Origin of the sequence: Mordavella massiliensis (genome assembly GCF_016901695.1) — a bacterium.
Lineage (GTDB): Bacteria > Bacillota > Clostridia > Lachnospirales > Lachnospiraceae > Claveliimonas > Claveliimonas massiliensis_A.
Window position 1 is genome coordinate 1 of record NZ_JACJKS010000001.1, and the last position, 25,512, is coordinate 25,512.

Sequence of the window (25,512 nt, forward strand, 5' to 3'; positions counted from 1 at the left end):
TGAAGAAATAGAAAAGTAGCGGAAGCCCTGATAAACACTGGGTTTCCGCTACTTTACATTCATGAGCGTGCGGGGGCTCGAACCCCGGACAACTTGATTAAAAGTCAAGTGCTCTACCACCTGAGCTACACGCCCGCATCTTATAAAACTGGGCTAGTTGGATTCGAACCAACGAATGCAGGAGTCAAAGTCCTGTGCCTTACCGCTTGGCGATAGCCCAACAGCCCTGATGGGCGAAGGTGGATACAGGGATTCGAACCCTGGGCCTCCAGAGCCACAATCTGGCGCGCTAACCAACTGCGCTATACCCACCGTAAAACTATCTGTTACCGGGCCTTCACAAGGCACTATAGACTGACCCGCCGCAGACAGATGACATGTCCGCTGTGAACGTGTCAAACGAGCCTGGGGGGATTCGAACCCTCGACCTACGGCTTAGAAGGCCGTTGCTCTATCCAGCTGAGCTACAGACTCATTTCTCTTCCCCGGCCATCTGCGCGATGGCTCACGGAAAAGCGGGTGATGGGAATCGAACCCACGTATCCAGCTTGGAAGGCTGGTGTTCTACCATTGAACTACACCCGCACGATCGATCGGGGTGACAGGATTCGAACCTGCGGCCTCCTGGTCCCAAACCAGGCGCTCTAGCCAAGCTGAGCCACACCCCGGCAACCTCGATTTTTCATGCACACTCACGTGGCACGACAATAATTATATCCGAACCATTCTGCAATGTCAACAAGTTTTTCATTTTTTTGAAACGCCCCTACGGCAGGTACCGGATCTCATAGGCGGCCCGTCCGTCCGCGTCCATGTCCATCACGATGTAGCTGGGCCGGCGCCCCGTCTGCCTCGGGTAGGAGATGCTGCCCGGATTGAGCGTCACCAGGTCCGGCTCGATCGTCAGCGCCGGCTTGTGGGTGTGTCCGTACATGACGATGTCCGCTCCCCGCCCTCTGGCCTCCGCCTTCAGCCGCTCCTCATCCATGCCCACAAAGTACCCGTGGCCGTGGGTGATAAACACATGGTGCTCCCCGATCAGGAACTCCTCCTCCCAGGGGAGGTCGGAGAAAAAGTCATTGTTCCCGCTGACGATATGGACCGGGCACCCGGCCAGCGCCTCCACGTAGTCTTCCTTCCCTTCCACATCCCCCAGATGGATCAGCATATCGATCTGTCCCTCCAGCTCCAGGGCCCTCTCCAGGTTCCCGTGGGCCTTGTGGGTGTCGCTCACGATCAGTATCTTCATTTGCGTCCGCCAAGCCTCTCTTCCATGATCCTGCGCATCTTCCGAAGTCCCTCGCCCCGGTGGCTCAGGGCGTTCTTCACCTCCGGCGCAAGCTGCGCGCTCGTGCACCCGTACGCCGGGAGAAAGAAGATGGGGTCGTAGCCGAAGCCGTTGTCCCCGACGATCTCGTGTCCGATCTGGCCCTCCATGGTCCCCCGCACGACTTCCTCGCTGCCGTCCGGGAACTCCGCCGCGATGGCGCAGACGAACCGGGCCGTCCGCTCCTCGTCCGGCACCCCGGCAAGCCGCTCCAGAAGCGCGTTGTTCTTGATGTCGTAGGACGTGTCCGTCCCCATGTAGCGGGCGGAATAGATCCCCGGCTCCCCGTTCAGGTGATCGATCTCCAGTCCCGAGTCGTCCGCGATGACGACCGCGTCACGGTACGCCTCCATGCCGGCGGCAATGGCGCGCACGGCCCGGGCCTTGATCAGCGCGTTCTCCTCAAAGCTGGCCCCGTTCTCCTCCGGGTCCGCCTCGATGCCCGCCTCCTTCTGGGACAGGATCTCCATGCCCAGATCCGAGAGGATCTGCCGGATCTCCACCATCTTGTTCGCGTTGCCTGTGGCAAATATGATCTTCTTCATACTACTTACCGCTTCCTTCTGTCTTATTTTTCCGCGGCGGCTTCGGACCCGGGAACTGGTAGAAATAGGTCTTCAGCATGCCGTTGTATATCTTCCGGTTCTTCTGTGCCTTCCGCCCGAAATACCGCTGGGCATCCTCATAGCTGGTGATCATGTAGGCGGACCAGCTGTCCAGCCCGGCAAAACTCTCCCCGAACGCCCGGTACAGCTCCGGCAGGTCTTTTTTGTCCTCCAGCCGTTCCCCGTAAGGCGGGTTTGTGATGATAAACCCGTACTTCTTCGGGTGGCGCAGGTCCCGCACATCCCGCTCCTGGAAATGGATGAGATGGTCCACGCCTGCCTCCCTGGCGTTCCGCCTCGCCACCTTGATGACGTCCCCGTCGATGTCATAGCCCTGGATATCCGTCTCCACATCGGTCCGCACCCGGGAGGACGCCTCGTCCACCGCGTCGTACCAGGCCCGGCGGGGAAGCAGGTTCGTCCACGCCTCCGCCGTAAAGGAGCGGTTCATGCCGGGCGCGATGTCCGCCGCCATCATGGCCGCCTCGATGGGAAAGGTCCCGCTGCCGCAGAAGGGATCCACCAGGATCCGGTCCCTGTTCCAGGGCGTCAGCAGGATGAGGGCTGCCGCCAGCGTCTCCGTGATGGGCGCCTTGCCGGCCACCTCCCGGTAGCCCCGCTTGTGGAGGGACACGCCGGACGTGTCGATGCCCACGGTGACCACATCGTTCTTCAGGAACACCCGCAGCGGGTAGGCCGCCCCGTCCTCCGGAAACCACTCCCTGTGGTAGTGGTCCTGGAGCCGGCGCACCATCGCTTTTTTCATGATGGACTGGATGTCCGAGGGGCTGAACAGCCGGCTCCTTACGGACGCCGCCTTGGCCACCCAGAATTTCCCGTCCTCCGGTATGTAGTCTTCCCAGGGGATCTGCCTCGTCCCCTCGAAGAGTTCGTCAAATGTCCGTGCCGTGAATTCCCCGGCCTTCAGAAGCACCCTCTCTGCTGTGCGCAGGAAGATGTTCGCCCGGCTGATGCCGGCAGCATCCGCATAAAAGGACACCCTGCCGTCCTCGGTCCCGGCGATCTCATATCCCAGATCCAGGATCTCCCGCTTCAGGACAGCCTCCAGCCCAAAGTGGCAGGGCGCGATCAGTTCTATCGTCTTTTCCATGTATCTTCTCCATCCGCCCCGGCCGGCGCGCGTCCGAAGGGCCGTTTCTTCCACTAACATCTTAGGGTCAAACGCAGCTTTTGTCAATGCAGAAAAAAGGGAGGCCTCCCCTGCGGAAGCCTCCTGTTTTCTCCTAGTACCTGTCTGCCGTGTCCGAGCAGCCGCTCTCGGATGCCCTGTTCCCGGATGTGTTCTTTGCGGTGTTCTTCGCGGACGCGTTTCTGTCGTAGGCGCTCTTCGCCGCGTTCCTGTTGTACGCATTCTTTTTGGACTCGTAGGCGTTCTCAGCATTTGCCGTGTTCTTTGTGTTGCTGTAATTCTTTGCCATATTCCATTCCTCCTGTTCATTTGGTACAGCTTTAGTGTGTCCCGGAGGATGGCATTGTATGTATGGGAGTACACATTAAGAAATTTTTAATTTTTTCCTTGCTTTTTCCAGCTCCCTATATTATACTAAGTCATGTAGAAAGGACACTTTCTACAACCCCTTATTAATTATTTATACTCCCCTCAAAAGACCGATGGCTCCCCCATCGGTCTTTTACCGTTTCCGGGGGAGCCATCTTACATCTGTATCTTTTCTTTTTTCAATAACGGCCGGTCCGGCCGCACTCTCACCGTCTCGTCCCGCCCAGCAGCCGGAAGATGAGCACGATCAGAAGGAGCGGCACCAAAATGGGCATCAGCAGGCTGAAGATCCCGCCGATCACCGCGATCACGAGAAGGAAGATCCCGATCACGCCAAGCACGAGAAGGAGCTTCTTCCACCAGGTGTCGAAGCCAAAGACATGGACCGTTCCGCCGCTGCGGGCAGCGTCCTCATCCCTGGCGCCGTCACCCCGGCCGGATGTGCGGGGACCATCCTGATCCTGCCCGCGCTCTGCAGCCATGCTGATGATCGACCGGGCGATGACCCAGGGATCGCCCAGCTCGGCCGTCACATCCGCCTCTGTCCGTCCCTTTCCGGTCTCTTCTATAATATAGGAATCATAGTACGCCACATGCTCCTGCACAGTCCTCCGGTCCAGTTCGCCTTCCAGCGCCTCCCGCAGACCTGTCAGAAATTCCTGTCTCGTCATCTCCTTCATCCTCCCTGCCCGGTCCTGCCTTCCCGGTTCTACACTTCAAAGAGCAGATCGCCGTAGGACGGCATGGGCCATGCCTCCTTGTCCACGATCATCTCCAGTCTGTCCACCGGCGCCCGCAAAGCTTCCATGGCCGGGAACACCTCCTCGTGGTAGTATCTGGCCTGGGCTTCGCCCTCGTCCATGCCGGCAGCCGTGTCCGCCACTTTCACAAGCACATCCAGCGCCCTCTTTGTCTCTGCCAGCAGGCTGCTGATCTCCCCTAAGAGAGCCGCCTGTACGGACGGGTCCGCGCCCGCCTCGCGCACGGCGTTGACCGTGTCGGCCAGCGTCTTCGTGTACTTGATGACAGCGGGGATGAACTGCTTGCTGGCCATGTCGATCATAGTCCTCGCCTCGATGTTGATGGCCTTGGCGTAGTTCTCATACTTGATCTCCGCGCGGGACACAAGCTCTGCCCGCGTAAAGACGTGATACTTCTCAAAGAGCTCCACCGTCCCTTCGTCCACAAGGGCCGGGATGGCGTCCACCATGGAGCGGATGTTCGGAAGGCCTCTGCGGGCCGCCTCCTCCACCCACTCATCGGAGTAGCCGTTGCCGTTGAACACGATGCGGTAGTGCTCTGTAGCGTACTGCTTGATCAGGTCGTGGACTGCCTTTGGGAAATCATCCGCCTGCTCCAGAATGTCGCAGGCCCCGGCAAAGGCGTCCGCCACGATGGTGTTCAGCACGATGTTGGAGGCAGCCACGGAATCCCGGGAGCCCACCATGCGGAACTCGAATTTATTGCCCGTGAAGGCAAAGGGCGAGGTCCGGTTCCTGTCCGATGTGTCTTTCGCCAGATCCGGCAGGGTCCGCACGCCCGTCTGGAGTTTGCCAGTATTCAGGCTGTGGGTCGCCTCGCCTGTCGTGACAAGCTGCTCCAGCACATCCTCAAGCTGCTCGCCCAGGAATACGGAGATGATGGCCGGCGGCGCCTCGTTGGCCCCCAGCCGGTGGTCGTTGCCCGGGTCTGCCGCGGACTCCCGCAGGAGCGCCGCATGCTCGTCCACTGCCTTGAGGATGCAGGTGAGCACGAGGAGGAACTGGATGTTCTCGTGGGGCGTCTTGCCCGGATCCAGCAGGTTCTTTCCCTCGTCCGTTGTGAGGGACCAGTTGTTGTGCTTGCCGGAGCCGTTGACACCCGCGAAGGGTTTCTCGTGGAGCAGGCACTTCATGCCGTGCTCGGAGGCGATCCGCTTCAGGGTCTGCATCACGATCTGGTTGTGGTCCACCGCCACGTTGGCTTTGGCATAGATGGGAGCCAGCTCGTGCTGGGCCGGCGCCACCTCATTGTGCTGCGTCTTGGCCGTCACGCCCATCTTCCACAGCTCCTCGTTGACATCCTTCATAAAGGAAGCGATCCGCTGCCGGATCGTCCCGAAGTAGTGGTCGTCCAGCTCCTGCCCCTTTGGCGGCATGGCGCCGAACAGGGTGCGGCCTGTGTAGATCAGGTCTTTTCTCTCATGGAACTTCTTTGCGTCCACCAGGAAGTACTCCTGCTCCGCGCCCACGGAAGGCGTGACTTTCCGCGCCGTCGTGTTGCCGAACAGGCGGATCAGGCGCAGGGACTGCTCGCTGATGGCCTCCATGGAACGCAGGAGAGGCGTCTTCTGATCCAGCGCCTCGCCGGTGTAGGAGCAGAAGGCCGTGGGGATGCACAAGGTGGCTCCCGCCGCGTCTTTGCGCACAAAGGCCGGGGACGTGCAGTCCCAGGCTGTATAGCCCCTCGCCTCAAAGGTGGCCCGCAGGCCGCCGGAGGGGAAGGAGGAGGCGTCCGGCTCCCCCTTGATCAGCTCCTTGCCGGAAAAGCTCATCAGGACTTTCCCGTTCTCCATGGGGGCTGAGATAAAGGAGTCATGCTTCTCCGCCGTGGTCCCCGTCAGGGGCTGGAACCAGTGGGTATAGTGGGTCGCTCCCTTCTCGATAGCCCACTCCTTCATCTCGTGGGCGATGACGTCCGCAGTGGCAAGGTCAAGCTCCTTGCCCTCCTCGATCATCTTCTTCAGGTCCTTGTACACTTTCTTGGGCAGGCGCTCCTGCATGGTGGCGTCGTCGAAGACATTCTCGCCGAAGATCTCTGAAATGTTCACTAATTTCTCGCTCATAGACAATCCTTTCCTCCTCGTATTCTGGCCATAGGCATGCGGGAAACCCGTGTTTCGCACATGACTATGACCAGAAATAAAAAGGTACTCCGGCCCTCGCGGGCCGGAATGCCTTTCTTCCTGTGTCAGTGTATTGTTTTCTTAGGCTTTTCCTACAGAGCCGAACAGCTCCATCTTCTCCTTTACAGTCGCCATGATAGCGTCTGCGCCGGGTTTCAGGAGTTTACGCGGATCGTAGCCCTTGCCCTCGAGATCCTTGCCGGCCTCGATGTACTTGCGTGTCGCGTCCGCAAAGGAGAGCTGGCACTCTGTGTTCACGTTGATCTTGGCAACGCCGAGGCTGATCGCCTTCTTGATCATATCCTCCGGGATGCCTGTGCCGCCGTGAAGCACGAGAGGCATCTTGCCTGTCAGCTTCTGGATGGCGTCCAGCGTCTCGAAGCTCAGTCCCTGCCAGTTGGCCGGATACTTGCCGTGGATGTTGCCGATGCCTGCTGCCAGCATGGTCACGCCGAGGTCAGCGATCATCTTGCACTCGTTCGGGTCCGCGCACTCGCCCATGCCGATCACGCCGTCTTCCTCGCCGCCGATGGAGCCAACCTCAGCCTCAAGGGACAGGCCCTTCTCTGCGCAGACTGCGATGAGCTCTTTTGTCTTGGCAACGTTCTCCTCGATCGGATAGTGGGATCCGTCGAACATGATGGATGAGAAGCCGGCCTCGATGCACTTGTAGCATCCGTCGTATGTACCGTGATCCAGGTGGAGCGCTACCGGAACGGTGATGTTCAGCTCCTCGATCATGGCCTTCACCATAGCGGCAACGGTCTTGAAGCCTGTCATATATTTGCCGGCGCCCTCAGACACGCCCAGGATAACCGGTGACTGCAGCTCCTGCGCTGTCAGAAGGATGGACTTTGTCCACTCCAGGTTGTTGATGTTGAACTGGCCTACCGCATAGTGGCCCTCCACTGCCTTTTCAAGCATTTCTTTTGCTGATACTAACATGATTGTCTCCTCCAATTCTTATTTTGCCCCGCCCGCAGGCGCCCCCGCGGATACGGCGCAGACTTCGCTTTTTTCATTATAGCTCATCCGTAAAAAAATAACAATCTTTTTGTTAGCAGCACTGATGCGTTTAGGATTTCAATAATAGATCCCGCAAACCTCCCGTATTTCATCCATAGTTTTCATAATCGATATGCTTGCCTGGACCGGCATGATGGAATTGCTTTTCTCGCCATGTATATACGATTTCTGAAATGCTTCCGCCTCATATTGATAGCCATTCCCCTCAATGGACGATATATAGGTTTTCTTCAGATAATCTTTCATGGCTTCCCTGTCTTTTTTTACCCAAAACATCGTATCGGGTCTCCAGAAATACGGGATGACAAGTTCTCCACTATCTGTTATGATTCTGACACAGTTTGACAGTTTCTTTTCGATTGATACTGTCAGATCCACATCACATCCATTCGGATAATGCAAGGTCACAAATGTAGTTAGATCTATTCCATCTTCATTTTTCCTTGACCAACCATGTACCTCATCCGCATTTTCCCCCAATATCCACTGGGCAAAATTAACGCCATATACTCCGACATCCATCAGGGCTCCGCCGCCAAGCGCTTTTTGATATAGTCTCTTCTTGGTATAATCTGCTTTTTCGCCGAATGAAATCTGCATGTAATGCACTTTCCCGAATTCCCCTTTCCGCAGCTTCTCCTGCAGTTCGCAATTAAGCGGAATAAAGCGCATCCACATAGCTTCCATCAGCAGAACATTCTTCTCCCTTGCCTTCTCCTCCAAACAGCATAATTCCTTATAATTCATGGTGATCGGCTTCTCGCACAGAACCGCTTTCCCATTTTCAAGAGCCATTGCTATATTGCGAAAGTGCATGGTATGTATTGTACCTACATAAATGGCTTCAATGGCATCATCTTTTACCAATTCCTCATAACTATTATAGTATTTCCCAGCTTTAATTCCATATTTATTTCCGGACGCCGATGCAACCGCCCCGACTAATGCATCCGGAGTATTTTCTATTCCTTTAGCAAACTGCGAGGAAATAAACCCTCCTCCCATAATTCCCCATGTAAATTTCTCTCCCATGATACGCCTTCTCTCCTATATTGACTTGGTGTCATATCATACCAGATCTTAAAAAGCCGCGTAAAATAATTTTGATCTCTATACCCGGTCCTGCTCGCAATGTCACCAATGCTCATATTTGTGTAAATAAGTAATTTTTTCGCCTGAGCCATCCTTACTTTGTTTAAATATTCCATAAAAGTAATTTTCATATATCTCTTAAACATTTTACAGAAATAGGAATAACTTAGAAAAACATATTCCGCCGCATCTTCTGTCGTAATCGGATACATATAGTTCTTATTCACATATTCAAAAACGCGTTTCATACGTTCTTCATCATTTTGGTTCCCTTCAACGCTCCTGTCCAGATCCGCCTCAAATTCCTCGGTTTTTCTGTAATACCACACGATCACCTTATAGAAATCCGCCTTAAGCATCATTTCATAGCCGCTTTTTTTCTCCTCTGCCTCATTTAATAATTCATGCAGGATAGAAATAAGATAGTCTTCTTCCCGGACATCTATGTACGTTGGATATTGTATCTTATGGTTAAGCAGAGCCGAAATATATTTCATTTCATGGCCGATCCCTCCAAGAGTATATAAAATATCTGCATCAAACTGGATGCACAATATTTTATGTTTTTCATGATTAATAAAATCCGTATAATGCTCCTCTCCCATATTAATAAAAATTAATGTTCCCGGCTCTGCAATTCTCTCCTGTCCATTTATAGAAACACGGACCCGTCCTTCCAAAATATACAAAATTTCCAAATATCTGTGCCAATGCAAAGGAGAAGAATATTCGTGCACAAAAATTTTAAATGACCCACTGTTATTTTCATTAAACACCAGACGTTCCTCAAATCCTTTTGGCATATATCTTCTCCTTATCAACCTCTCAAACTATAGTATTTTTTTCATTACACGCTCAATATAGCTCTTGGCTTCTCCTATCGTTTTTTCCGGTTCCAGATAATGGCTGAGTTCGAAGGAAACCGTCCCGTCAAAACCTGCTTGCTTCAACGACCGGAAAGTCGCCTCCCAGTTATTCACTCCCTTCCCCGGCGGCAGCGCATAATTAAACATGCCATCCCCATCTCTCATATGTACATGGAAAACCCGTTTCCCAAGTTTTTGAATGACAAGGGGCACATATTCCCTTTGAATCATGTGCCATGCAACGTCAACATTAATCCCAAAATCTTCATCCGGAATGTAATCGAACATCCTCATCATGGCGTCAGAGTTTCCAACTATAACATTCGCGTGTCCTTCGATATTAAATCTCATACCGTAATCCCGGCATATCTCCAGACACTTTTTTAATGTTTTCATGTACTGTTCCCATATTTTTTCACCATCATACTGTTCGGGCAGCTTCATATTCTGTGTCGCTTCCGCAAATGGCGCCCCTCCTGCAAACGGCGCCCAGTAATTCGGCACATAGGACACCTGACATCTAAAGCCGTTAATCCAATTCGAAACCATGTTGATCATAGGTGCACCTAACCGGTATCCGATTTTTACCATTTTTTCAAAGTCCGCAATACTTTTCCTCCTGACTGACTCTTCCATACTTGCAAGTCCCTGCGTCAATTCTGTATAAATTGCAAATTGGGAAATTTCCATATTGTATGACTGGATCAGGTCCTTCAGACCGCGGATTGTATCATCCGTATAATATTGCTGTACGTCATAAATATTATGTGCGATCAGTTCTATCGCGTCAAAGCCCATCCTTCCTATTATGCGTACAGCATCTTCATAGGGTGCCTGATACTGTGGAGCCGTAAAGCACCACGCGGCACATCCGATTTTCATATCTGACACACCTCCTATAATACCTGTCTCTCGCCAGTTGAAGCACTTTTATAAGCAGCAAGGATCGTCTCTACAGACTTTATACCATCATAACCGTTTGTTACCGGTTGAAGGTTCTCCAATACACAATCTGCAAAATGCTTTTGCATCGCATAAAAGCCGTCTATTTCTTCATAAGGGTAGTCCTTCCACTGTGTTTCCCCTTTACGCACAATCTGAAATCTGGGTGCCGCATCCTTAGCCCAGGTAACAAAAATCGTCCCCTCATCGCCATAGAGCTCAAATTTGTCATAGCATACTCCTTCCGGGGCAATCGTGGAAAACGACCAATGTCCTTGCGCCATCACACCATTATGATATGTAATATTTACGATTGCGTTTTTTTCCGGACCCGATCCCACTTCCACATCTACCTGCGCGTCTATCGCCTTCACTTCCGAGCCGGCAAGCCATCTCATCAGGTCTAAATGGTGTACTCCCAGATCAGCCAGCGCTCCCCCTCCTGCAAGAGAAATATCGCCAAACCATTCTGTTTTGGGATGATAAAAATCTCCTATCCCAGAGTGAGACATCTGTGCTTTCATCATTTTTAAAGTTCCGATATACCCTTCATCTACACAGCGCTTCATAGCCTGACAATATCCACGGAACCTTTCAAAAAAGCCCGATTGCATAATAACGCCGTTTTCCTCAACCGCTTTACACATCTCTTTTGCATCTTCCATCGTTATTGCAAAAGGCTTCTGAGTCAGAATATGTTTGCCTGCTTTCGCCGCGTCTACAACAATCTGCTTGTGCATATAATTGGGAGTGCAATTATAGATCGCATCAATATCTTCCTGCTGCAGCAAAAGTTTGTAATCTGTAAACACTCTTGGTACATTATATTTTTCCGCAAAGCTGTTAACATTGTCCTCAACGCGGTCGCATACCGCTACTAACTGTGTATTTTTCAATTGACTCGCCGCCATTGCCTGGCTTTCTGCAATCGTTCCGCACCCTATAATTCCTACACGTAATTTTCTCATTTTTTACCTCTCACTCTTTAATCGCTCCCATGGTCAGTCCCTGGGTTATATTTTTTTGAAATGCTATAGAAATAAATACAGGTATCACTGTCGCTATGCAACCTGCTGCCATCATCATCCCGTAATCAATTCCAAATTTGGAAGTAAACTCTGACAGGGCTACTGTGATCGTTTTATTGGATTGAGAATTCATAAAAATCAGCGAATACATAAATTCATCCCACGCCATCAGAAATGCCAGGATGCCGACAGCCGTCAACCCAGGCTTTGCCACCGGTATAATCACCCGGACATAAGCTCCAAACCTGGAACAGCCGTCCACCATCGCTGCCGCCTCCAGATCTCTGGATATAGAGCGGAAATATCCACTCATAACCCATATGGTATATGTCAACGTAAAGGACACATACACCAACACAAGGCATATAAGGTGATCGATCACTCCCATTTTTCTAAACATAATATACAATGGTATTAACAACGAGATAGATGGTAATAACTGGAAAAACAAAATTAACATTAAAAGCTGGTCCCTGAATTTAAAAGCAAGCCGTGCAAATGCATATGCCGCCATACTTCCGACGACAAGCGAGACCGCTGTTGTAATACCGGAAACGATAATACTGTTAAAAAGCGCCCTTTTAAAGACTGCTGCCGGCGAAGAGACGATGGTGCCTTTATTGAGTATTGTCTCTGAAAACATAATATCTTTATATCGTTCCCAGGTTGGTTCATCCGGGAACCATGATGCTGACATATCCAGCAGATGACTCGTAGAGCTTATACTTGAAATAAACATCCAGATCAGCGGCAGCAGAGTCCACGCAAGAAAGACACAGCTTCCTAATATTAATAAAAGTTTTCTTATATTTTTCTTAGCAAAACTCTTCTTCATACCTCATCCTTCTCAGTAGATATTGTCTGCATTAAGTAGCTTTTTATAAATTATGGCAATTCCCAGTGTGATCAGCGTTACTACCATTGCCAGCGTTGAGCCGTATCCAAAATCCAGGGCGCTGAATGTCTGGTAGTATGTGTAATAACTGATGGTCATTGTGCTGTTGCTCGGACCGCCCTGCGTGAGAACATACACAATATCAAATACCCGGATCGCCTGCGCTGTTCTCATGATCAATACAACCAGCAGCATTGGTTTTAAAAGCGGGAATGTAATCTTACAGAAAGATTGCCAAAACGATGCTCCCTCCAATTTCGCAGCTTCATAATGTGACGGCGGAATAGACGACATGCCGGCAAGCAGCATAACCACAAATAATGGAAGCATTTTCCATGTGTCCGCTACGATAATTACATTGAGCGCCAGCTTAGGATCACCAAGCCATACAATTGGATCTTCTATCACCCCAATCCCAAGCAGAAGTTTATTCAGCGCCCCATAGCTGGCATTCAGGATCCAGTTCCACAACTGCGCGTTTACAACAGTTGGTACAGCCCACGGTGCAAGCATAACAGCCCGCAGGATCCGCTGACCTCTAAACGGGATATTTAAGAAGGTAGCCACGGCAAAACCCGCAATTGTCTGAAGTAAAAGCGAACCTGCCACAAAGTACATTGTCACTTTTATAGCATTCCAAAATTTCGGGTCTGAGAACACTTCGACATATTCCTGTACTCCGACAAATCCTTTGTTTATCCCGGTAAACACATTATAATCTACTAACGTCAGATAAACTGTATAAAGCAAAGGGTACAGCATCAGGCCAATAATTATAATCAGCGCCGGGGATATCATGAATATCCCCAGCCGCGCTTCTTTTGTCATCAATCTCCTTTTGTTCTTCATCCCGGCCTCCCCCGCAGTCTTTCCTTACTCCGTGATCTGACTTGTCACCTTCTGCTGCAGTTCCTCCATGACATCCTGCGGTTCTGCCCCATTCGCCATCACCTCATGCAGCGCTTCCTGCACCATGGTACTCCATTCCTGATACTGCACCAGGATCGGTCTGAAATGCGCAAATTCATACTGTGGATAAGCCATCTCCAGTATAGGGAACTCGCCAACCAGTTCTTCATCTGCATAGAGATCTTTAAGCGTAGGCATCTGCGAGACACCGCTCAGGAAATCTTTTTGTACATCCGGATCGCATAATAATTTCAAAAATTCAACTGCCCATTTTTCGCTTGCGGTAGTAGACACAACTGCAAATCCACCCCCGCCTGCAACACTTCCGCTGACAGCGTTTTCTGATCCGGGAAGCATCGTCATTCCAACTTTCCCTGCTACTGCGGATTCTTCCTCGCTGTTAGTTGTCGTCCAATAGGAAGACCAGCCTGTGACAAAGGCAACATCCCCAGCCATAAACGTATTCATTACATTTCTATCGGTATACGTGATAGATGCCGGATCCAAAACTCCGTTCTGCAGAGATTCTTTTAACCAGTTGACTGCCGCTACTGCGCTCTCCGAATCCAGTTGCCACTCTCCGCTCGCTTCAGCATCGTTTTCCCTGTATTGTCCTCCAAACCCGTACAAAAGGGAAGTAAAATCACATGTCAGACCTTCCGACTGGCTTGCTCCCAGTGCCAGTCCATATTTTACAAGGCCCTTTTCCTGCATATCCAGCGACATTTCTGTCAGTTCATCCCATGTACTTGGCGGCTCGCTGTATCCGGCTTCTTCCAGAATTTCTTTGTTGTAATACAACCATTTAGCATCATTTCCCGTCGGGATCCCGTATTGCTTGCCATCATACCTCAACTGATCCCATGCAATGTCTACAAACTGACTGCCAAAATCATCATCCAAATAATCGTCCAGCGGAAGGATCAATTCTGAGTTGGCAAATTCAGCCGGCCACACGGTATCAAGAGACACAATGTCCAACTGGCTGCCTCCAGCTACCATGGTCATGATTTTGTTATGCATATTGTCATACGCTTCGGAAAGGAGTTCAATCTCAATTCCCGTCTCCTCTTCAAAGGCAGCAACCGCATTTTCCATAGGACCTGTACCTTCAGAACTCATAAGAATCACCAGCTTGTCAGGCTTGTCATCAGGATCTTCTGTTTCCTGTGTATTGTCTGTCCCGCCGCATCCCATGCACATTCCGCATACAAATGACGATACTAAAAATACCGATATAATCCTCTTCTTCATACGCCTCTCCTTAACTTATAGAATCTTCTCTACTTGTTACAGCCTTATTTCATCTACTGACAATCCAGATGAAATAAGACATTAATTCAGAAAGCTTTCTTTATCTGCTTTTATTATAGCAATCGCGTTTTATGACTGTCTATTTACTTTCATATCCCTTATTAGCACTGTACTATCCTGTTTGTAGTTTTTTTCTCTTGCATTTTCATTGTTAATTATTTATTTTACTGTTTTTCGTCTTTTATTCATCGATATATTATTTTTTTTGTTTTTATCAGTTAATTCCAGCCATTATATTCCTAATTATTATCACTGTATTTTCTCACAAAAAAAACATCCTCTCCTGTGGCTAAAGAGCCACAGAAGAGGATGCATGAAAGAATCCGGTTATTCTCTTATCAGATTAGCTGTTGTATACGTTCAGATCGATCTCTTTCTCCTTCGCGTTTACGATGACGTTGGTCGCCGCGTCGCCGATTACGTTCAGCGGCAGGAGCGCCATCTCAACCGGCCGGTTGATGGCTACGACAAGGGCGTAGGCGATCATGCACAGGTCGGATGTCCAGCCCATACCGGAGAGGATGGTCACGATCAGGGTCGTGCCTGCGATCGGGATGGCCGGGCAGCCCATGGCCGCGCAGATGGAAAGGAAGGCCACAACGATCAGGTTGGCAGGCGTCACGTCGATGCCGGCGCTGGTCGCGATGAAGGTCACGGCAAACATATGCATGACTGTCGTACCGTTCATGTTGATGGTCATACCTGTCGGCAGAACAAAGCTTGTGATCTCCTCACTGCAGCCCAGCTCGTCCAGGTTTGTCCTCGTATTCAGGGGCAGGGTAGCCGCAGAGGAGTTTACAGAGAACCCAAATACGCCGACCTTGGCGATCTTCTTTAAGAACTTGATGGGGTTCAGTCTTGTGGTGAGCCAGATACCGATGGGGTACAGCGTCACAACGAGAACGAACAGGGTGATCATGGCGCCCACGATGTAAGCTGCCGCTGGTGCCAGGTACTCTGCGCCGTAGATGGCGAAGGTGCGGGATACAAGGCAGAAGATGGCAACCGGGCCCACCTTGTTGATGAGGAAGGTCAGGTAGAAGTTGATGACCTCGCTGCCGGCCTCCAGCACGTGTTTCAGGGGATCTGTCTTCTCCCCGAGCACGTTCATGCAAAGGCCGATCACGATCGCCACGACTACGACTGCCAGGATGCTGTTGTTGCTGCTCATGGACTCGATGATGTTGGACGGAACGGCTGTTATGATCGTTCCAAGCGGGTTGAACTGCTCGATGGTGGCCGCCTCGGTGACCGCCTCAGCAGGCAGCTCTACGTTGAAAAGTCCGGCCGTCTTCATAGCATAGGCCACAAGACCTCCGAAGAAAGCGCCCACAACGTAGAAGCAGACGAAGCCGAGTACCGTGCGCCCCGCGATCCGGCCCAGCTTTGTGGAGCTGGAGATGCTGCACATGGCAAGGCTCAGGGAGCACAGTACAAGCGGCACGATGGCTGCCTGCAGGCCCCGCATGAAGAGCTGGCCGATGATGTAGAAAAGTCCAAGGGCGGCAGTGCCGTCCGCTGCGGTGATATCCTGGAACAGGATCTTGTTGATGATGTCCCATGTCCCCTCATTGCCGGAAGCAAGCATGCTGCTTCGGATAAACATGAAGATAAATCCAACGATCAGTCCGCCGACCAGAGCGATCATCATCTTCTTGACAACGGACATCTGTTTCTTCTGTGTCTGTGTATTACTCATATTTTCTTCACTCCTTTACGATACGTAGTTTAGAGATGTCTGATCTCAATTCCCTCCTGCGCGAATCTCTCGCGGATCCTCTGTACAAACGCCAGGGCCTTCGGGCCGTCGCCGTGCACGCAGAGCGTGTCGCCCTTGATGTCCAGCTCTTTTCCGTTGATGGACGTCACTTTGCCCTCCTTGATCATGCGCACGCATCTGTCGATGGCGATGTTCTCGTCTGTGATCATGGAGCCCTCCATCTTCCTCGGAACCAAGGAGAGATCGTCCATGTAGGCCCGGTCCGCGAAGATCTCGGACGCGGTGCGAAGTCCCCTGCTCTCGGCGATCTGTCCCAGGACAGCGCCTGCGCAGTAGTACACGATGAGGTCCTTGTCCACCTCGCAGATGGCGTCCACGATGGCTGTGGATACCTCCTCGTCATACTGGCACTGGTTGCCCATGGAGCCGTGGGGCGCCACGTGCTGCAGCTTCATGCCGTAGGTCTTTGTGAATGCAGAGAGCGCGCCGATCTGATACTTCACGTAGTTCTTGATCTCAGCGGGCGCCAGCACCATTTTCCTGCGGCCGAATCCCATCAGATCCGGATAGCCCGGATGCGCGCCTACCATGACGCCTCTCTCGCTGGCCATGCGGACCGTCCTGTCCATGACCATGGGGTCGCCTGCGTGCCAGCCGCATGCCACGTTGGCAGTTGTCACGTACTTGATGATCTCTTCGTCTCCGCCCAGCTTGTACGCGCCGAAGCTCTCGCCCATGTCACTGTTCAAATCCACCTGATACATAGTTTTTCCACCCTTTCTTTTTGTGATTTTTGTGATTGATTTATGCATTGACCACGTTCTGTGGTTTGCCTTCTACATAGCATTTCAGATTGTCCACCGCAATGTTCATCAGCCTCTGCCTTGACTCCTTCGGGGCCCAGGAAATGTGGGGCGTGATGATCACATTCTTCGCGCCGATGAGCGGATTGTCCATCCGGATGGGCTCTGTGGAGACCACGTCCACCGCGGCTCCCGCCACTTTTCCGCTGTCCAGTGCGTCGCGCAGATCCTGCTCCACCACGAGCGGTCCTCTGGAGTTGTTGATGATCATGACGCCGTCCTTCATCTTTGCGATGGTGTCCTTGTTGATGATGCCTTCCGTATCCGGGAAGAGCGGGCAGTGCAGGGCGATCACGTCAGACTCTGCAAGGAGTGTGTCCAGATCCACGTAGTGGCATGTCTCTGTCTCCAGCTCCGGGCGTTTGAACGCGTCGTAAGCCAGCACCTTCATGCCAAGGGCCTGGGCGATCTTGCCCGTGTCCTGCCCGATGCGGCCGAAGCCGATGATGCCCATTGTCTTGCCGTCCAGCTCCACGAGAGGATATTTCCAGAAGCACCAGTCCGGATTGCTCGTCCACTCGCCTGCCTTCACCGCGTCGGAGTGCTCGCCGATGTGGTGGCACAGCTCCAGGAGAAGTCCGATGGCAAACTGGGAGACAGCCGCCGTCCCGTAGGTCGGGATGTTGGATACCGGGATGCCTTTTTCCTTGGCCGCCGCGATGTCCACGATGTTGTAGCCCGTGGCCAGCACGCCGATGAATTTCACATTCGGGCATGCGTCCAGCGTCTCTCTTGTGATGGGGGTCTTGTTCGTGTAGACAACCTCCGCGTCGCCGATGCGGGCCACCACGTCCTCGGCTTTTGTCCGGTCGTACACAGTCAGCTCTCCGAACGCCTCCATGCCCTCCCAGGAGATGTCTCCGGGATTTAATGTGTAGCCGTCTAATACTACGATCTTCATACTCATTTCTTCCTTTCTTCTTTCTGCTTGGTTGATGGGTGTCTGTATATAAAACTCACTACAGTTCATAGTGCCTGTCTATAAAATCCGTGCTGAACATGCCGCTCTGGAAATCCGGATGGTTGAGCACGTCGTAGAGGAAATCCAGGTTCGTCGTCACGCCCTTGATCCGCAGCTCGCCCAAGGTGCCGATCATCTTGCGGATGGCGCTCATGCGGTCCCTGTCGTAGGCGATGATCTTCACGATCATGGAGTCATAGTAGGGCGGGATGGTGTAGCCCGGATAGATGGCTGTATCCATTCGGATCCCCGCTCCTCCCGGCAGGTGCGCCTTCTCGATCTTTCCCGGGCAGGGCATGAATCCGTGGAGCGGATCCTCCGCGTTGATCCTGCACTCCAGGGCGTGTCCCCGGAAGACGATGTCCTCCTGCGAGACGCTTAAGGGAAGTCCTGCCGCCGCGCTGATCTGTTCCCGGATCAGGTCCACGCCGGAGACCAGCTCGCTGACCGGATGCTCCACCTGGATCCGGGTGTTCATCTCCATGAAGAAAAACTCGCCCGACTGGTCCAGCAGGAACTCGATGGTCCCGGCATTCTCATAGCCCACCGCCCTGGCCGCCGCCACGGCTGTGGCGCATATCTCCTCCCGCAGGGCCGGCGTGATGAAGGCGCAGGGCGACTCCTCGATCATCTTCTGGTGCCGTCTCTGGACGGAGCAGTCCCGCTCTCCTAAGTGCACCACATGTCCGAACCTGTCCGCCATGATCTGCACTTCGATATGTCTGGGGGACTGGACGTACCGCTCCAGGTACATGCTGCCGTCCCCGAAGGCGTTCACCGCCTCCTGCTTCGCCGCATGGAAGAGGCCCGGGAACTCCTGCCTGTTCCAGGCAAGACGCATGCCCTTTCCGCCGCCTCCGGCCGATGCCTTGATCATCACGGGAAAGCCGATCTTCTCCGCCTCCGCCAGGGCTTCCTCCTCCTCGTAGACCGGGAGGTCCGTCCCCGGCACCACCGGGATGCCGGCCGCCTTCATGGTCCGCCTGGCCTCGGATTTATTCCCCATCTTCTCGATCAGGGCGCCGGACGGACCGATAAAGGTAATGCCGTACTCCTCACATTTATCTGCAAACTGCGCGTTCTCAGAGAGAAAGCCAAACCCCGGATGGATGGCCTCCGCTTTTGTGGCAAGGGCCGTGCTGATCAGCCGGTCCATGTCGAGATAGCTGGCCGACGGGGCCGCCGCCCCGATACAGACGGCCTCATCCGCAAGCCTCACATGCATGGCGTCCGCGTCCGCCTCCGAGTACACTGCCACGGTCCGGATGCCCATCTCCCGGCAGGCCCGGATGACCCGCACGGCGATCTCTCCCCGGTTTGCAATCAGTATTTTCCGAAACATAGCCCGCTCCTTCTTATCCTTCGATCACGAAAAGCGGCTGCGCGTATTCCACCAGATCCCCGTCTCTGACCAGGATCTCCGACACAACGCCGTCGCATGCCGCCGCCACATCGTTCATCATCTTCATGGCCTCGATCGCGCCCAGCACCTGGCCCTGCTGCACCCTGCTCCCGACTGTCACGAGGGGCTCACTCCCCTCCTTGTCCGAAGCATGGAAGATGCCGACCAGCGGCGAGCGGATGATGGTTCCCTCCTGGATGGACACCTCTTCCCTCACCTGCGCGTCCTGTGCAGGCGCTTCTGCCTGCGCCGGCGCCGCCGGAAGGGGTGCGCCCGGGGCGGCCGCTTTCCGGATCGTCAGGCGGAAGGCGCCGTCCTGCACCTCGAGCTCCGTCACGCCGGATGCGTCCACTTCATGGAGGAGTTCTTTGATCTTTTCCAGTTTCATCGCTTCCCCCTCCTTTTCCTACTGTCCCAGGTACCGCTCCAGGCCCTTCAGCTCCTTCTGCTTCCGCAGGTACAGCTCCTGCGCCAGCTGGATGCCGACCCGCACAAAGTGAACCCTGTATCCGGGCTGCGCCTGTGCCAGCTTCGGCAGGTCCACAGAGATGACTGTGCCGATCTTCGTGTAGCCGCCCGTCGTCTGCCGGTCCGCCATCATAATGATGACCTGCCCGTTGGTGGGCACCTGGATGGAACCGAAGGCCACGCCGTCTGTCAGGATGTTGCCGTCCTTGATGTGATGCAGGGGCTCCTCCCGCTCCAGGCGGATGCCCATGCGGTCCGACTCATTGGTGACCGTGGCCCCGTACCAGAAAAATTTTCTCACTTCTTCTTCCGTAAATGCGCTGTCCTGGGGGCCCGTCACAACCCGGAGGGTGATCTCCTTCTCCGGGAATTTCTCCGGCTCCAGCCTGCGCAGCTCCATCTTCGGGAGGCTTGTCTTCGGGTTGCAGAAGCCGATCCGGTCTCCCTTCTCCAGCTTGCGTCCCTCTACGCCGCCCAGCTTATTGCGCATCAGCGTCGCCTTGCTGCCCATGACGACCGGCACGTCCAGGCCGCCGGTAAAGGCAATATAGGCGCGGCTTCCGCCGCTGGCTACGCCGAAGGCTAGGGTCGATCCCGCGCGGACCAGGACTGCCTGGTACATGGGGATGGGGGCGCCGTCCACGGTGGGGGATACGTCCGCTCCCGTGACAGCGATGATGTTATCTTTCTCAAACTTCAGCGAAGGCCCCATGAAGGTGATCTCCAGCGCGCTCTCGCCTCTCTTGTTTCCTGCCAGTATATTCGCCAGATAGAAGGACTGGGTGTCCATGGGCCCTGCCGGCGATACGCCGAACTGCTGGTACCCGAAGCGCCCCTCGTCCTGCACGGTGGTCTGTATGCCCGGATTTTCCACGATAATTCCCATACTATTTCACCGCCTTCTTCACATATGTCTCCAGTTTATAAGTTCCTTTCTCCACGTCCGCCCGGATCTGGTCGTACTCCTTCCGGCTGACCGGCTGGTACTTCACCCAGTCGCCTGCGTTCACAAGGAAGGGCTCCTCCTTGGAGTAGTCGCAGATGTTGCAGGGGGTGCCGGCCACGATGTTCCAGCCGCAGGGCTGATCGAAGGGGATCAGGTTGGACTGGTTCTCCGCCGCCACGATGGAGCGGCCGTTGATGTGCACCCTCGGCTCCGTCCTTCTCTTAAAGTGGAACGGCTCCTCAAATCTCGCCATGTATGCATGTCCGGGCGCCACGCCCAGCATGTATGCGTAATACTCATGGGAGGAATGCATGCGGATGAACTCCTCCACGGACACGTTCTCGAATGCCGCGCACTCGTCCAGATCCCACGCGAACTCCCTGTCGTAGCAGATGGGGAGCACCTTCACGATCTGGGATACTTCCTCCTTCTCCCCGCCCGTCTCACTGAGTCTCTTCTTTACCTCTTCCACCAACTGGCCGTAGAGGATCTTCTCCGGTCTGTAGTGGATCATCAGCGTAGCGTAGGTGGGAACCATCTCCGCGATGCCGTCCACGGGATCCGCCTCCAGTTTCTGCATCAGGCTTTTTACCCTTCCATTGACTTCCAGGCTGATCTCATCTCCAAGTTTTACATACAAAGACTCATCTCCGCCTGTCAGGAATTGTGCCTCCATGCCCTTCACTCCTTTCACTCATTTTGTTTTCTTTCGTTTTTGTGCGTTTTTACTATCTAACGCTCAAAAAATTTACGTTTCTTTATTGATTACAGCCAGTATAGCACACGGTTTTTTATGAGAAAAACAAATAATTTCTCTATCATATATTAACATTTTCTATTTTACGCCCCTGTTGTCAGGCAAATTCCCGGGACATATGCACAGCGCTCCCCTTTTCTCCTCTATTTGGACGATATCGTCCGCGTTTTCTATCATTTCTCCCAAAAACATGCCGCAGGCAAAAAAACAGCGCGCGGTTCCGCGCCCGCGCGCCTGCCATTTCCCGGTTATGAATTATTTCAGTAACAAATATTCATTGTTTCTATATCTTATATCTATCGCTTCCTCTTCTCCAGCTCGCCCCAGTTCCTCGCCTCCAGGTACTTCTCCAGCTTCTCCTCAAAGATCTGCACCGCCTTCTGGGTGGCCTCATTTGGATACCTGTGGCGTATCCGGTAGATTGTCCGCTCCGGCGGCGGGACGTCGTTCTCGATCCTGCTGATGTAGATCGGCTTCAACTGTGAGATCTGGTCTGCCACCGACGCCGGCATGATGGCCCACACGCCGTCCTCGTCCAGCATATTATAAAGAAGGGTAAAGCTGTCCACCCACACCTTGGGCTGCTCGCCCCGGCCGATCCTCTGGTCATGCCAGATGCGGAAGTTGCCGTCCCAGCTCAGGAAGATCTCCTCCGACGGGTCCAGCTCGTCCGTGTGGATCGAGAGCTTCTTGATCCTGGCGTCCCGGGGCTGTACGATGTACATCTTTTCCCGCAGCACCGGCTCCGCGATGATATTCTTGAAGTGGAGGTGGTGGTAGACAAACCCGATGTCGATCTCGTGGTTCTCCAGCATGCTGTACAGCTCATAGGAGTAGTGCGTCTCCGTGTGAAGGTTCATGGCCGGGTCGCTCTCCTTTAAGATCTGCCTGTACAGATCCATGAGGACCGCATTCATCGTATCCGTGCACCCGATCGTGAGGTAGAGCCTGTCCTCCCGGTGCTTCAGAAGCTGCATCTCCCTCCAGATGGAGACCCAGCGCTCCGCGATGGGGATGAACTCCTCTCCCTGGCTCGTGAGCTCGATCTGCTTGTAGCCTTTCTTCCTTGTGATGAGCTTGACGTCCAGCTCCTCCTCCAGGGATTTCAGACGGTGGCTCACCGTCGGCTGGGAGAGAAACAGGTTCTCCGCTGTCTTGCTTATGTTTTTTGTTTTTACGATCATCAAAAATGTCTCAATCTCTGCTATGTTCATCTGGTCTCCCATCGCCCTACCGGGCTTCTTTCTTATATTTTCTCTACTATATATGACGACACGGATTTCTCCGCGCTTCGCGCTCCCGAAATCCTGCGCCCTCCATCTATTTTTATATGATGACACGGATTTCTCCGCGCTTTGCGCTCCCGAAATCCTGAAAATATTCGAAATCCGCCCTGCCGGGCTTCTTTCTCATATTTTCGCGGTTGCCAAGGCCATGCGCTTTCATGTAAACATGAAGCGCACGGCTTTTGCAACCTGTCATCATATATAAAATATATTAATATTATACAATGAAATTCTTCATTTCACAATTTCTTCTGTGCATGTTATTATAAGGCCAAGCTAAAAACGATGGTAAATTCCTGACAGAAGGAGGAGAAACTTATGAACACAGAACATGGAATGTTATTCCCCGAGGAATATCAGAAACATCTGAAATCACAGTTCTGCTACGCGGACACGGACCCGCTCTACGGCCCCCGCCTCTTCTTTGAGAACTCCGGCGGATCTCTCCGGCTGCGCGCTGCCGTCGAGGCGAAAGCAGCCTGCGAGCAGTTCCCGGACTGCCCGGAGCGGAACTACGCGAGAGGCCTGAAGCTGGCCCACTACGTGTCCGAGGGCACAAAGGAGATCCTGGAGGTCATCTTTGGCGCAAAGAGCGGCGCTCTCGTGACAGAGCTCTCCGCTTCCCAGACAATGTTCCAGATCGTAGACGTGATCCTGGAGAATATCAAATGGGGTAAAAACGCCGTCACATCCTGCCTGGAGCATCCTTCCGCCCACGACGCGGTTGAGTACGCCTGCGCAAAGACAGGCAGGGAGTTCCGCGAGGTTCCGGCCAATCCGAAGACCGGCGGCATCGATGTAGACGAAGTCATGAAATACGTAGATAAGGATACCTGCCTTGTCAGCATCATGGCAGCTTCCAATATCTCCGGCAACATCATGGATATCAAAGAGCTTGTCCGCCGGGTAAAGGAAGTCAATCCCGAGATCTATGTGATCTCCGACGCAGTACAGCACGCCCCCCACGCAGTAGTGGACGTAGAGGACTGGGGCGTGGACGCTTCCAACATTGCCCCCTACAAGTTCTTCGGCGTGAGAGGATGCGGATTCGCCTATGTATCTGACCGCGTATCGACCATGATGCATCACAAACTGACCCTGAAAGACGCCAACGTATGGGCTCTGGGGACACCGACCCCCGGCAACTTTGCAGCCATGATGGCTGTCATCGACTATGTGTGCTCCATCGGCGAACATTTCATCCACAGCCAGGACAAGCGTGAACTGTTTGTGGAGGGCATGAACCGGATCCACATGCAGGAGAGAGCGCTCCTGTACCGCATGCTGGAAGGCACGCCGGAAGTACCGGGCCTGCGCCACATCCCTGGCGTGGAAGTGTACGCAGACATGGAGGATCTGACATGGAAGGATCTGATCATCGCCATGGGCATCAAGGGCATCGACTATCCGGAGTGCGTGATCGAATACATGAAGCGCGGCGTCACCGTCTTTGAGCGCGTGCGGAGCAGCATCTACTCCAAACGCATCGTAGATACACTCGGCATCCCGGGCGCGATCCGCGTATCCCCGCTCCACTGCCACGGCACAGAGGACATCGACAAGTTCCTGAAGATCACAAAGGAGATCTCCGAGGCAGTCGGAAACTAACATACGCTCCACTCTTTACTCATTTCATGATATACAAAAGGAAAAGCCGCAGGTGGGTGAAACCATCTGCGGCTTTTCCTTTTTATGTATTTTGCTTCTTAAATCTGTCTTACGCCTCTGCCTCTTCCGGAATCTCGGATGTGCAATGCGGGCAGCGCGTCGCTGCGATGTCGATCTCGCTCATGCAGAAGGGGCACTTCTTTGTCGTGGGAGCTGCGGGCTCCTCCTTCTTGCCAAGAGACACCAGCTTGTTCACACCTTTAAGCAGGCAGAACAGAACGAATGCCATGATAAAGAAGTTGAACAGGGATGAGATAAACGCGGAAGCGAATCCGGCCACATCCTGCAGGGTGTACATCTGTCCGCCTGTGCAGACATTCAGGAGCGGGTTGATAAAGTTATCTGTCAGCGATGAAACGATTCCGGAGAAAGCACCTCCGATAAGAACACCGACTGCCATGTCCATCATGTTGCCGCGCAGGGCAAAGGTCTTGAACTCTTCAATAAATTTCTTCATTTTTCTCCTCTTTCTTCCTTATATATTATACTAATTTGTCTATATTCCTTATGCGTATGTATACTCTCGCTCAGTCCGCATACCACTATACCGCAAAGTTGTTAAAAAAACAACATTTTTTTACATTATTAAGCATACAAAAATCAGCAAAATACAGACGCCTGCTTTTACAAATCTGTCAGAGTTTTTGTTGACTCTTTTATTTAATTATCATTGATGATACCTTCAGCATCTATCTCATCCACCGTATATGTCTTTCCGGATTTCAGAGATTCCATCCCTTTCATAAGTTCTGCATCCAGTTGCTCACGATTCATACCTCCGGCAGCCACGGGTTTTCCAGTCGGGAGACGCAAATCAAAGGGCATTCCATTTCTCAGGACAATCTGACTGTAAAGCATTTGGATAGCGCTGGACGGAGAAATTCCAAGCTTTGACAGGATCCCCTCCGCATTTTCTTTCAATTCTTTATCAATACGTGCGTAAATTGCAGATGTATTTGCCATATAAATCACACTCCTTTGAGTATATTATATATGTCATCGCTTGCAATTGCAAGCAAATGCAAGCATTTAGA

25 protein-coding genes and 6 tRNA genes are annotated in these 25,512 nt (G+C 52.9%); 1 reads left to right on the plus strand and 30 read right to left on the minus strand.

The genetic code is table 11. The features are described from left to right. Nucleotides 1-62 precede the first annotated feature (62 nt). The 28 genes from H6A20_RS00005 to H6A20_RS00140 all read right to left on the minus strand — a co-directional run bounded on the left by H6A20_RS00005 (nucleotide 63) and on the right by H6A20_RS00140 (nucleotide 22,750). Nucleotides 63-135, minus strand: a tRNA-Lys gene (locus H6A20_RS00005). Nucleotides 136-148: 13 nt separating this feature from the next. Continuing rightward, nucleotides 149-220: transfer RNA gene (locus tag H6A20_RS00010), tRNA-Gln, on the minus strand. A gap of 18 nt (nucleotides 221-238) precedes the next feature. Next, nucleotides 239-312 (minus strand) — tRNA-His (locus H6A20_RS00015). Nucleotides 313-400: 88 nt separating this feature from the next. After that, nucleotides 401-474 (minus strand) — tRNA-Arg (locus H6A20_RS00020). A gap of 40 nt (nucleotides 475-514) precedes the next feature. Next, a tRNA-Gly gene (locus H6A20_RS00025) sits at nucleotides 515-585 on the minus strand. Nucleotides 586-593: 8 nt separating this feature from the next. Further along, nucleotides 594-668: transfer RNA gene (locus H6A20_RS00030), tRNA-Pro, on the minus strand. A gap of 98 nt (nucleotides 669-766) precedes the next feature. After that, nucleotides 767-1,249: a metallophosphoesterase family protein gene (locus H6A20_RS00035; RefSeq protein WP_204905118.1), complete on the minus strand. Its 483-nt coding sequence runs from the start codon at nucleotides 1,247-1,249 to the stop codon at nucleotides 767-769. Beyond that, nucleotides 1,246-1,872 (minus strand): RdgB/HAM1 family non-canonical purine NTP pyrophosphatase, encoded by a 627-nt coding sequence (gene rdgB, locus H6A20_RS00040; RefSeq protein WP_204905119.1) that lies wholly within the window; start codon nucleotides 1,870-1,872, stop codon nucleotides 1,246-1,248. Before rdgB ends, H6A20_RS00035 begins: the two co-directional genes overlap by 4 nt. Nucleotide 1,873: 1 nt before the next feature. Beyond that, on the minus strand, nucleotides 1,874-3,043 hold the full coding sequence (locus tag H6A20_RS00045; protein WP_204905338.1) for a THUMP domain-containing class I SAM-dependent RNA methyltransferase: 1,170 nt from the start codon (nucleotides 3,041-3,043) through the stop codon (nucleotides 1,874-1,876). A gap of 133 nt (nucleotides 3,044-3,176) precedes the next feature. Then, a complete protein-coding gene (locus H6A20_RS00050) occupies nucleotides 3,177-3,371 on the minus strand; it encodes a hypothetical protein (RefSeq protein ID WP_204905120.1) in 195 nt (64 codons plus the stop codon). 286 nt (nucleotides 3,372-3,657) lie between these two features. Further along, nucleotides 3,658-4,122, minus strand: a complete 465-nt coding sequence (locus H6A20_RS00055; RefSeq protein WP_204905121.1) for a DUF1700 domain-containing protein — start codon at nucleotides 4,120-4,122, stop codon at nucleotides 3,658-3,660. A 38-nt stretch (nucleotides 4,123-4,160) separates the two neighbouring features. After that, nucleotides 4,161-6,275, minus strand: a complete 2,115-nt coding sequence (locus H6A20_RS00060) for a glutamine synthetase III family protein (protein WP_204905122.1) — start codon at nucleotides 6,273-6,275, stop codon at nucleotides 4,161-4,163. Between the two features lie 141 nt (nucleotides 6,276-6,416). Continuing rightward, the gene (gene fba / locus H6A20_RS00065) at nucleotides 6,417-7,280 is read right to left on the minus strand and encodes a class II fructose-1,6-bisphosphate aldolase (protein ID WP_204905123.1); all 864 of its coding nucleotides are present in this window, start codon (nucleotides 7,278-7,280) and stop codon (nucleotides 6,417-6,419) included. Between the two features lie 138 nt (nucleotides 7,281-7,418). After that, entirely contained in the window at nucleotides 7,419-8,393 is a 975-nt protein-coding gene (locus H6A20_RS00070; protein ID WP_204905124.1) for a Gfo/Idh/MocA family protein, read from the minus strand. After that, nucleotides 8,324-9,256, minus strand: coding sequence for an AraC family transcriptional regulator (locus H6A20_RS00075; RefSeq protein WP_204905125.1), 933 nt, complete (start codon nucleotides 9,254-9,256; stop codon nucleotides 8,324-8,326). Before H6A20_RS00075 ends, H6A20_RS00070 begins: the two co-directional genes overlap by 70 nt. 27 nt (nucleotides 9,257-9,283) lie before the next feature. Next, nucleotides 9,284-10,201, minus strand: coding sequence for a sugar phosphate isomerase/epimerase family protein (locus H6A20_RS00080; protein WP_204905126.1), 918 nt, complete (start codon nucleotides 10,199-10,201; stop codon nucleotides 9,284-9,286). A 14-nt stretch (nucleotides 10,202-10,215) separates the two neighbouring features. Then, on the minus strand, nucleotides 10,216-11,229 hold the full coding sequence (locus H6A20_RS00085) for a Gfo/Idh/MocA family protein (protein ID WP_204905127.1): 1,014 nt from the start codon (nucleotides 11,227-11,229) through the stop codon (nucleotides 10,216-10,218). Nucleotides 11,230-11,239: 10 nt separating this feature from the next. After that, on the minus strand, nucleotides 11,240-12,124 hold the full coding sequence (locus tag H6A20_RS00090) for a carbohydrate ABC transporter permease (protein WP_204905128.1): 885 nt from the start codon (nucleotides 12,122-12,124) through the stop codon (nucleotides 11,240-11,242). 12 nt (nucleotides 12,125-12,136) lie between these two features. Further along, nucleotides 12,137-13,033: a carbohydrate ABC transporter permease gene (locus H6A20_RS00095; RefSeq protein WP_204905129.1), complete on the minus strand. Its 897-nt coding sequence runs from the start codon at nucleotides 13,031-13,033 to the stop codon at nucleotides 12,137-12,139. Between the two features lie 24 nt (nucleotides 13,034-13,057). Beyond that, nucleotides 13,058-14,347, minus strand: coding sequence for an extracellular solute-binding protein (locus H6A20_RS00100; RefSeq protein WP_204905130.1), 1,290 nt, complete (start codon nucleotides 14,345-14,347; stop codon nucleotides 13,058-13,060). Between the two features lie 403 nt (nucleotides 14,348-14,750). Then, nucleotides 14,751-16,106: a dicarboxylate/amino acid:cation symporter gene (locus H6A20_RS00105; RefSeq protein WP_204905131.1), complete on the minus strand. Its 1,356-nt coding sequence runs from the start codon at nucleotides 16,104-16,106 to the stop codon at nucleotides 14,751-14,753. 29 nt (nucleotides 16,107-16,135) lie between these two features. Then, on the minus strand, nucleotides 16,136-16,891 hold the full coding sequence (locus tag H6A20_RS00110; RefSeq protein WP_204905132.1) for a LamB/YcsF family protein: 756 nt from the start codon (nucleotides 16,889-16,891) through the stop codon (nucleotides 16,136-16,138). Between the two features lie 40 nt (nucleotides 16,892-16,931). Continuing rightward, complete coding sequence (locus H6A20_RS00115; protein WP_204905133.1) at nucleotides 16,932-17,891, minus strand: D-2-hydroxyacid dehydrogenase; 960 nt, start codon at nucleotides 17,889-17,891, stop codon at nucleotides 16,932-16,934. Nucleotides 17,892-17,949: 58 nt separating this feature from the next. After that, nucleotides 17,950-19,293 (minus strand): acetyl-CoA carboxylase biotin carboxylase subunit, encoded by a 1,344-nt coding sequence (gene accC, locus H6A20_RS00120; RefSeq protein ID WP_204905134.1) that lies wholly within the window; start codon nucleotides 19,291-19,293, stop codon nucleotides 17,950-17,952. Nucleotides 19,294-19,306: 13 nt separating this feature from the next. Further along, a complete protein-coding gene (gene accB, locus H6A20_RS00125; RefSeq protein ID WP_204905135.1) occupies nucleotides 19,307-19,741 on the minus strand; it encodes an acetyl-CoA carboxylase biotin carboxyl carrier protein in 435 nt (144 codons plus the stop codon). A gap of 18 nt (nucleotides 19,742-19,759) precedes the next feature. Next, on the minus strand, nucleotides 19,760-20,707 hold the full coding sequence (locus H6A20_RS00130; RefSeq protein WP_204905136.1) for a 5-oxoprolinase subunit C family protein: 948 nt from the start codon (nucleotides 20,705-20,707) through the stop codon (nucleotides 19,760-19,762). 1 nt (nucleotide 20,708) lies between these two features. Then, nucleotides 20,709-21,443, minus strand: coding sequence for a 5-oxoprolinase subunit B family protein (locus H6A20_RS00135; protein ID WP_204905137.1), 735 nt, complete (start codon nucleotides 21,441-21,443; stop codon nucleotides 20,709-20,711). A 377-nt stretch (nucleotides 21,444-21,820) separates the two neighbouring features. After that, entirely contained in the window at nucleotides 21,821-22,750 is a 930-nt protein-coding gene (locus H6A20_RS00140; protein ID WP_338106513.1) for a LysR family transcriptional regulator, read from the minus strand. 378 nt (nucleotides 22,751-23,128) lie between these two features. On the opposite strand from H6A20_RS00140, the gene H6A20_RS00145 reads away from it, so the two are divergent. Then, nucleotides 23,129-24,418: an aminotransferase class V-fold PLP-dependent enzyme gene (locus H6A20_RS00145; RefSeq protein WP_204905139.1), complete on the plus strand. Its 1,290-nt coding sequence runs from the start codon at nucleotides 23,129-23,131 to the stop codon at nucleotides 24,416-24,418. A 109-nt stretch (nucleotides 24,419-24,527) separates the two neighbouring features. Here H6A20_RS00145 and mscL read toward each other — a convergent pair whose 3' ends face one another. Further along, nucleotides 24,528-24,935: a large conductance mechanosensitive channel protein MscL gene (gene mscL, locus H6A20_RS00150; RefSeq protein WP_204905140.1), complete on the minus strand. Its 408-nt coding sequence runs from the start codon at nucleotides 24,933-24,935 to the stop codon at nucleotides 24,528-24,530. A 203-nt stretch (nucleotides 24,936-25,138) separates the two neighbouring features. Beyond that, the gene (locus tag H6A20_RS00155) at nucleotides 25,139-25,441 is read right to left on the minus strand and encodes a type II toxin-antitoxin system RelB/DinJ family antitoxin (protein WP_204905141.1); all 303 of its coding nucleotides are present in this window, start codon (nucleotides 25,439-25,441) and stop codon (nucleotides 25,139-25,141) included. Nucleotides 25,442-25,512 lie beyond the last annotated feature (71 nt).

Coding starts and splice junctions, on each gene's coding strand:
- H6A20_RS00035 (WP_204905118.1), bottom strand. CDS start 1,249: ATGAAGATACTGATCGTGAGCGACACCCACAAGGCCCACGGGAACCTG.
- rdgB (WP_204905119.1), bottom strand. CDS start 1,872: ATGAAGAAGATCATATTTGCCACAGGCAACGCGAACAAGATGGTGGAG.
- H6A20_RS00045 (WP_204905338.1), bottom strand. CDS start 3,043: ATGGAAAAGACGATAGAACTGATCGCGCCCTGCCACTTTGGGCTGGAG.
- H6A20_RS00050 (WP_204905120.1), bottom strand. CDS start 3,371: ATGGCAAAGAATTACAGCAACACAAAGAACACGGCAAATGCTGAGAAC.
- H6A20_RS00055 (WP_204905121.1), bottom strand. CDS start 4,122: ATGACGAGACAGGAATTTCTGACAGGTCTGCGGGAGGCGCTGGAAGGC.
- H6A20_RS00060 (WP_204905122.1), bottom strand. CDS start 6,275: ATGAGCGAGAAATTAGTGAACATTTCAGAGATCTTCGGCGAGAATGTC.
- fba (WP_204905123.1), bottom strand. CDS start 7,280: ATGTTAGTATCAGCAAAAGAAATGCTTGAAAAGGCAGTGGAGGGCCAC.
- H6A20_RS00070 (WP_204905124.1), bottom strand. CDS start 8,393: ATGGGAGAGAAATTTACATGGGGAATTATGGGAGGAGGGTTTATTTCC.
- H6A20_RS00075 (WP_204905125.1), bottom strand. CDS start 9,256: ATGCCAAAAGGATTTGAGGAACGTCTGGTGTTTAATGAAAATAACAGT.
- H6A20_RS00080 (WP_204905126.1), bottom strand. CDS start 10,201: ATGAAAATCGGATGTGCCGCGTGGTGCTTTACGGCTCCACAGTATCAG.
- H6A20_RS00085 (WP_204905127.1), bottom strand. CDS start 11,229: ATGAGAAAATTACGTGTAGGAATTATAGGGTGCGGAACGATTGCAGAA.
- H6A20_RS00090 (WP_204905128.1), bottom strand. CDS start 12,124: ATGAAGAAGAGTTTTGCTAAGAAAAATATAAGAAAACTTTTATTAATA.
- H6A20_RS00095 (WP_204905129.1), bottom strand. CDS start 13,033: ATGAAGAACAAAAGGAGATTGATGACAAAAGAAGCGCGGCTGGGGATA.
- H6A20_RS00100 (WP_204905130.1), bottom strand. CDS start 14,347: ATGAAGAAGAGGATTATATCGGTATTTTTAGTATCGTCATTTGTATGC.
- H6A20_RS00105 (WP_204905131.1), bottom strand. CDS start 16,106: ATGAGTAATACACAGACACAGAAGAAACAGATGTCCGTTGTCAAGAAG.
- H6A20_RS00110 (WP_204905132.1), bottom strand. CDS start 16,891: ATGTATCAGGTGGATTTGAACAGTGACATGGGCGAGAGCTTCGGCGCG.
- H6A20_RS00115 (WP_204905133.1), bottom strand. CDS start 17,891: ATGAAGATCGTAGTATTAGACGGCTACACATTAAATCCCGGAGACATC.
- accC (WP_204905134.1), bottom strand. CDS start 19,293: ATGTTTCGGAAAATACTGATTGCAAACCGGGGAGAGATCGCCGTGCGG.
- accB (WP_204905135.1), bottom strand. CDS start 19,741: ATGAAACTGGAAAAGATCAAAGAACTCCTCCATGAAGTGGACGCATCC.
- H6A20_RS00130 (WP_204905136.1), bottom strand. CDS start 20,707: ATGGGAATTATCGTGGAAAATCCGGGCATACAGACCACCGTGCAGGAC.
- H6A20_RS00135 (WP_204905137.1), bottom strand. CDS start 21,443: ATGGAGGCACAATTCCTGACAGGCGGAGATGAGTCTTTGTATGTAAAA.
- H6A20_RS00140 (WP_338106513.1), bottom strand. CDS start 22,750: ATGGGAGACCAGATGAACATAGCAGAGATTGAGACATTTTTGATGATC.
- H6A20_RS00145 (WP_204905139.1), top strand. CDS start 23,129: ATGAACACAGAACATGGAATGTTATTCCCCGAGGAATATCAGAAACAT.
- mscL (WP_204905140.1), bottom strand. CDS start 24,935: ATGAAGAAATTTATTGAAGAGTTCAAGACCTTTGCCCTGCGCGGCAAC.
- H6A20_RS00155 (WP_204905141.1), bottom strand. CDS start 25,441: ATGGCAAATACATCTGCAATTTACGCACGTATTGATAAAGAATTGAAA.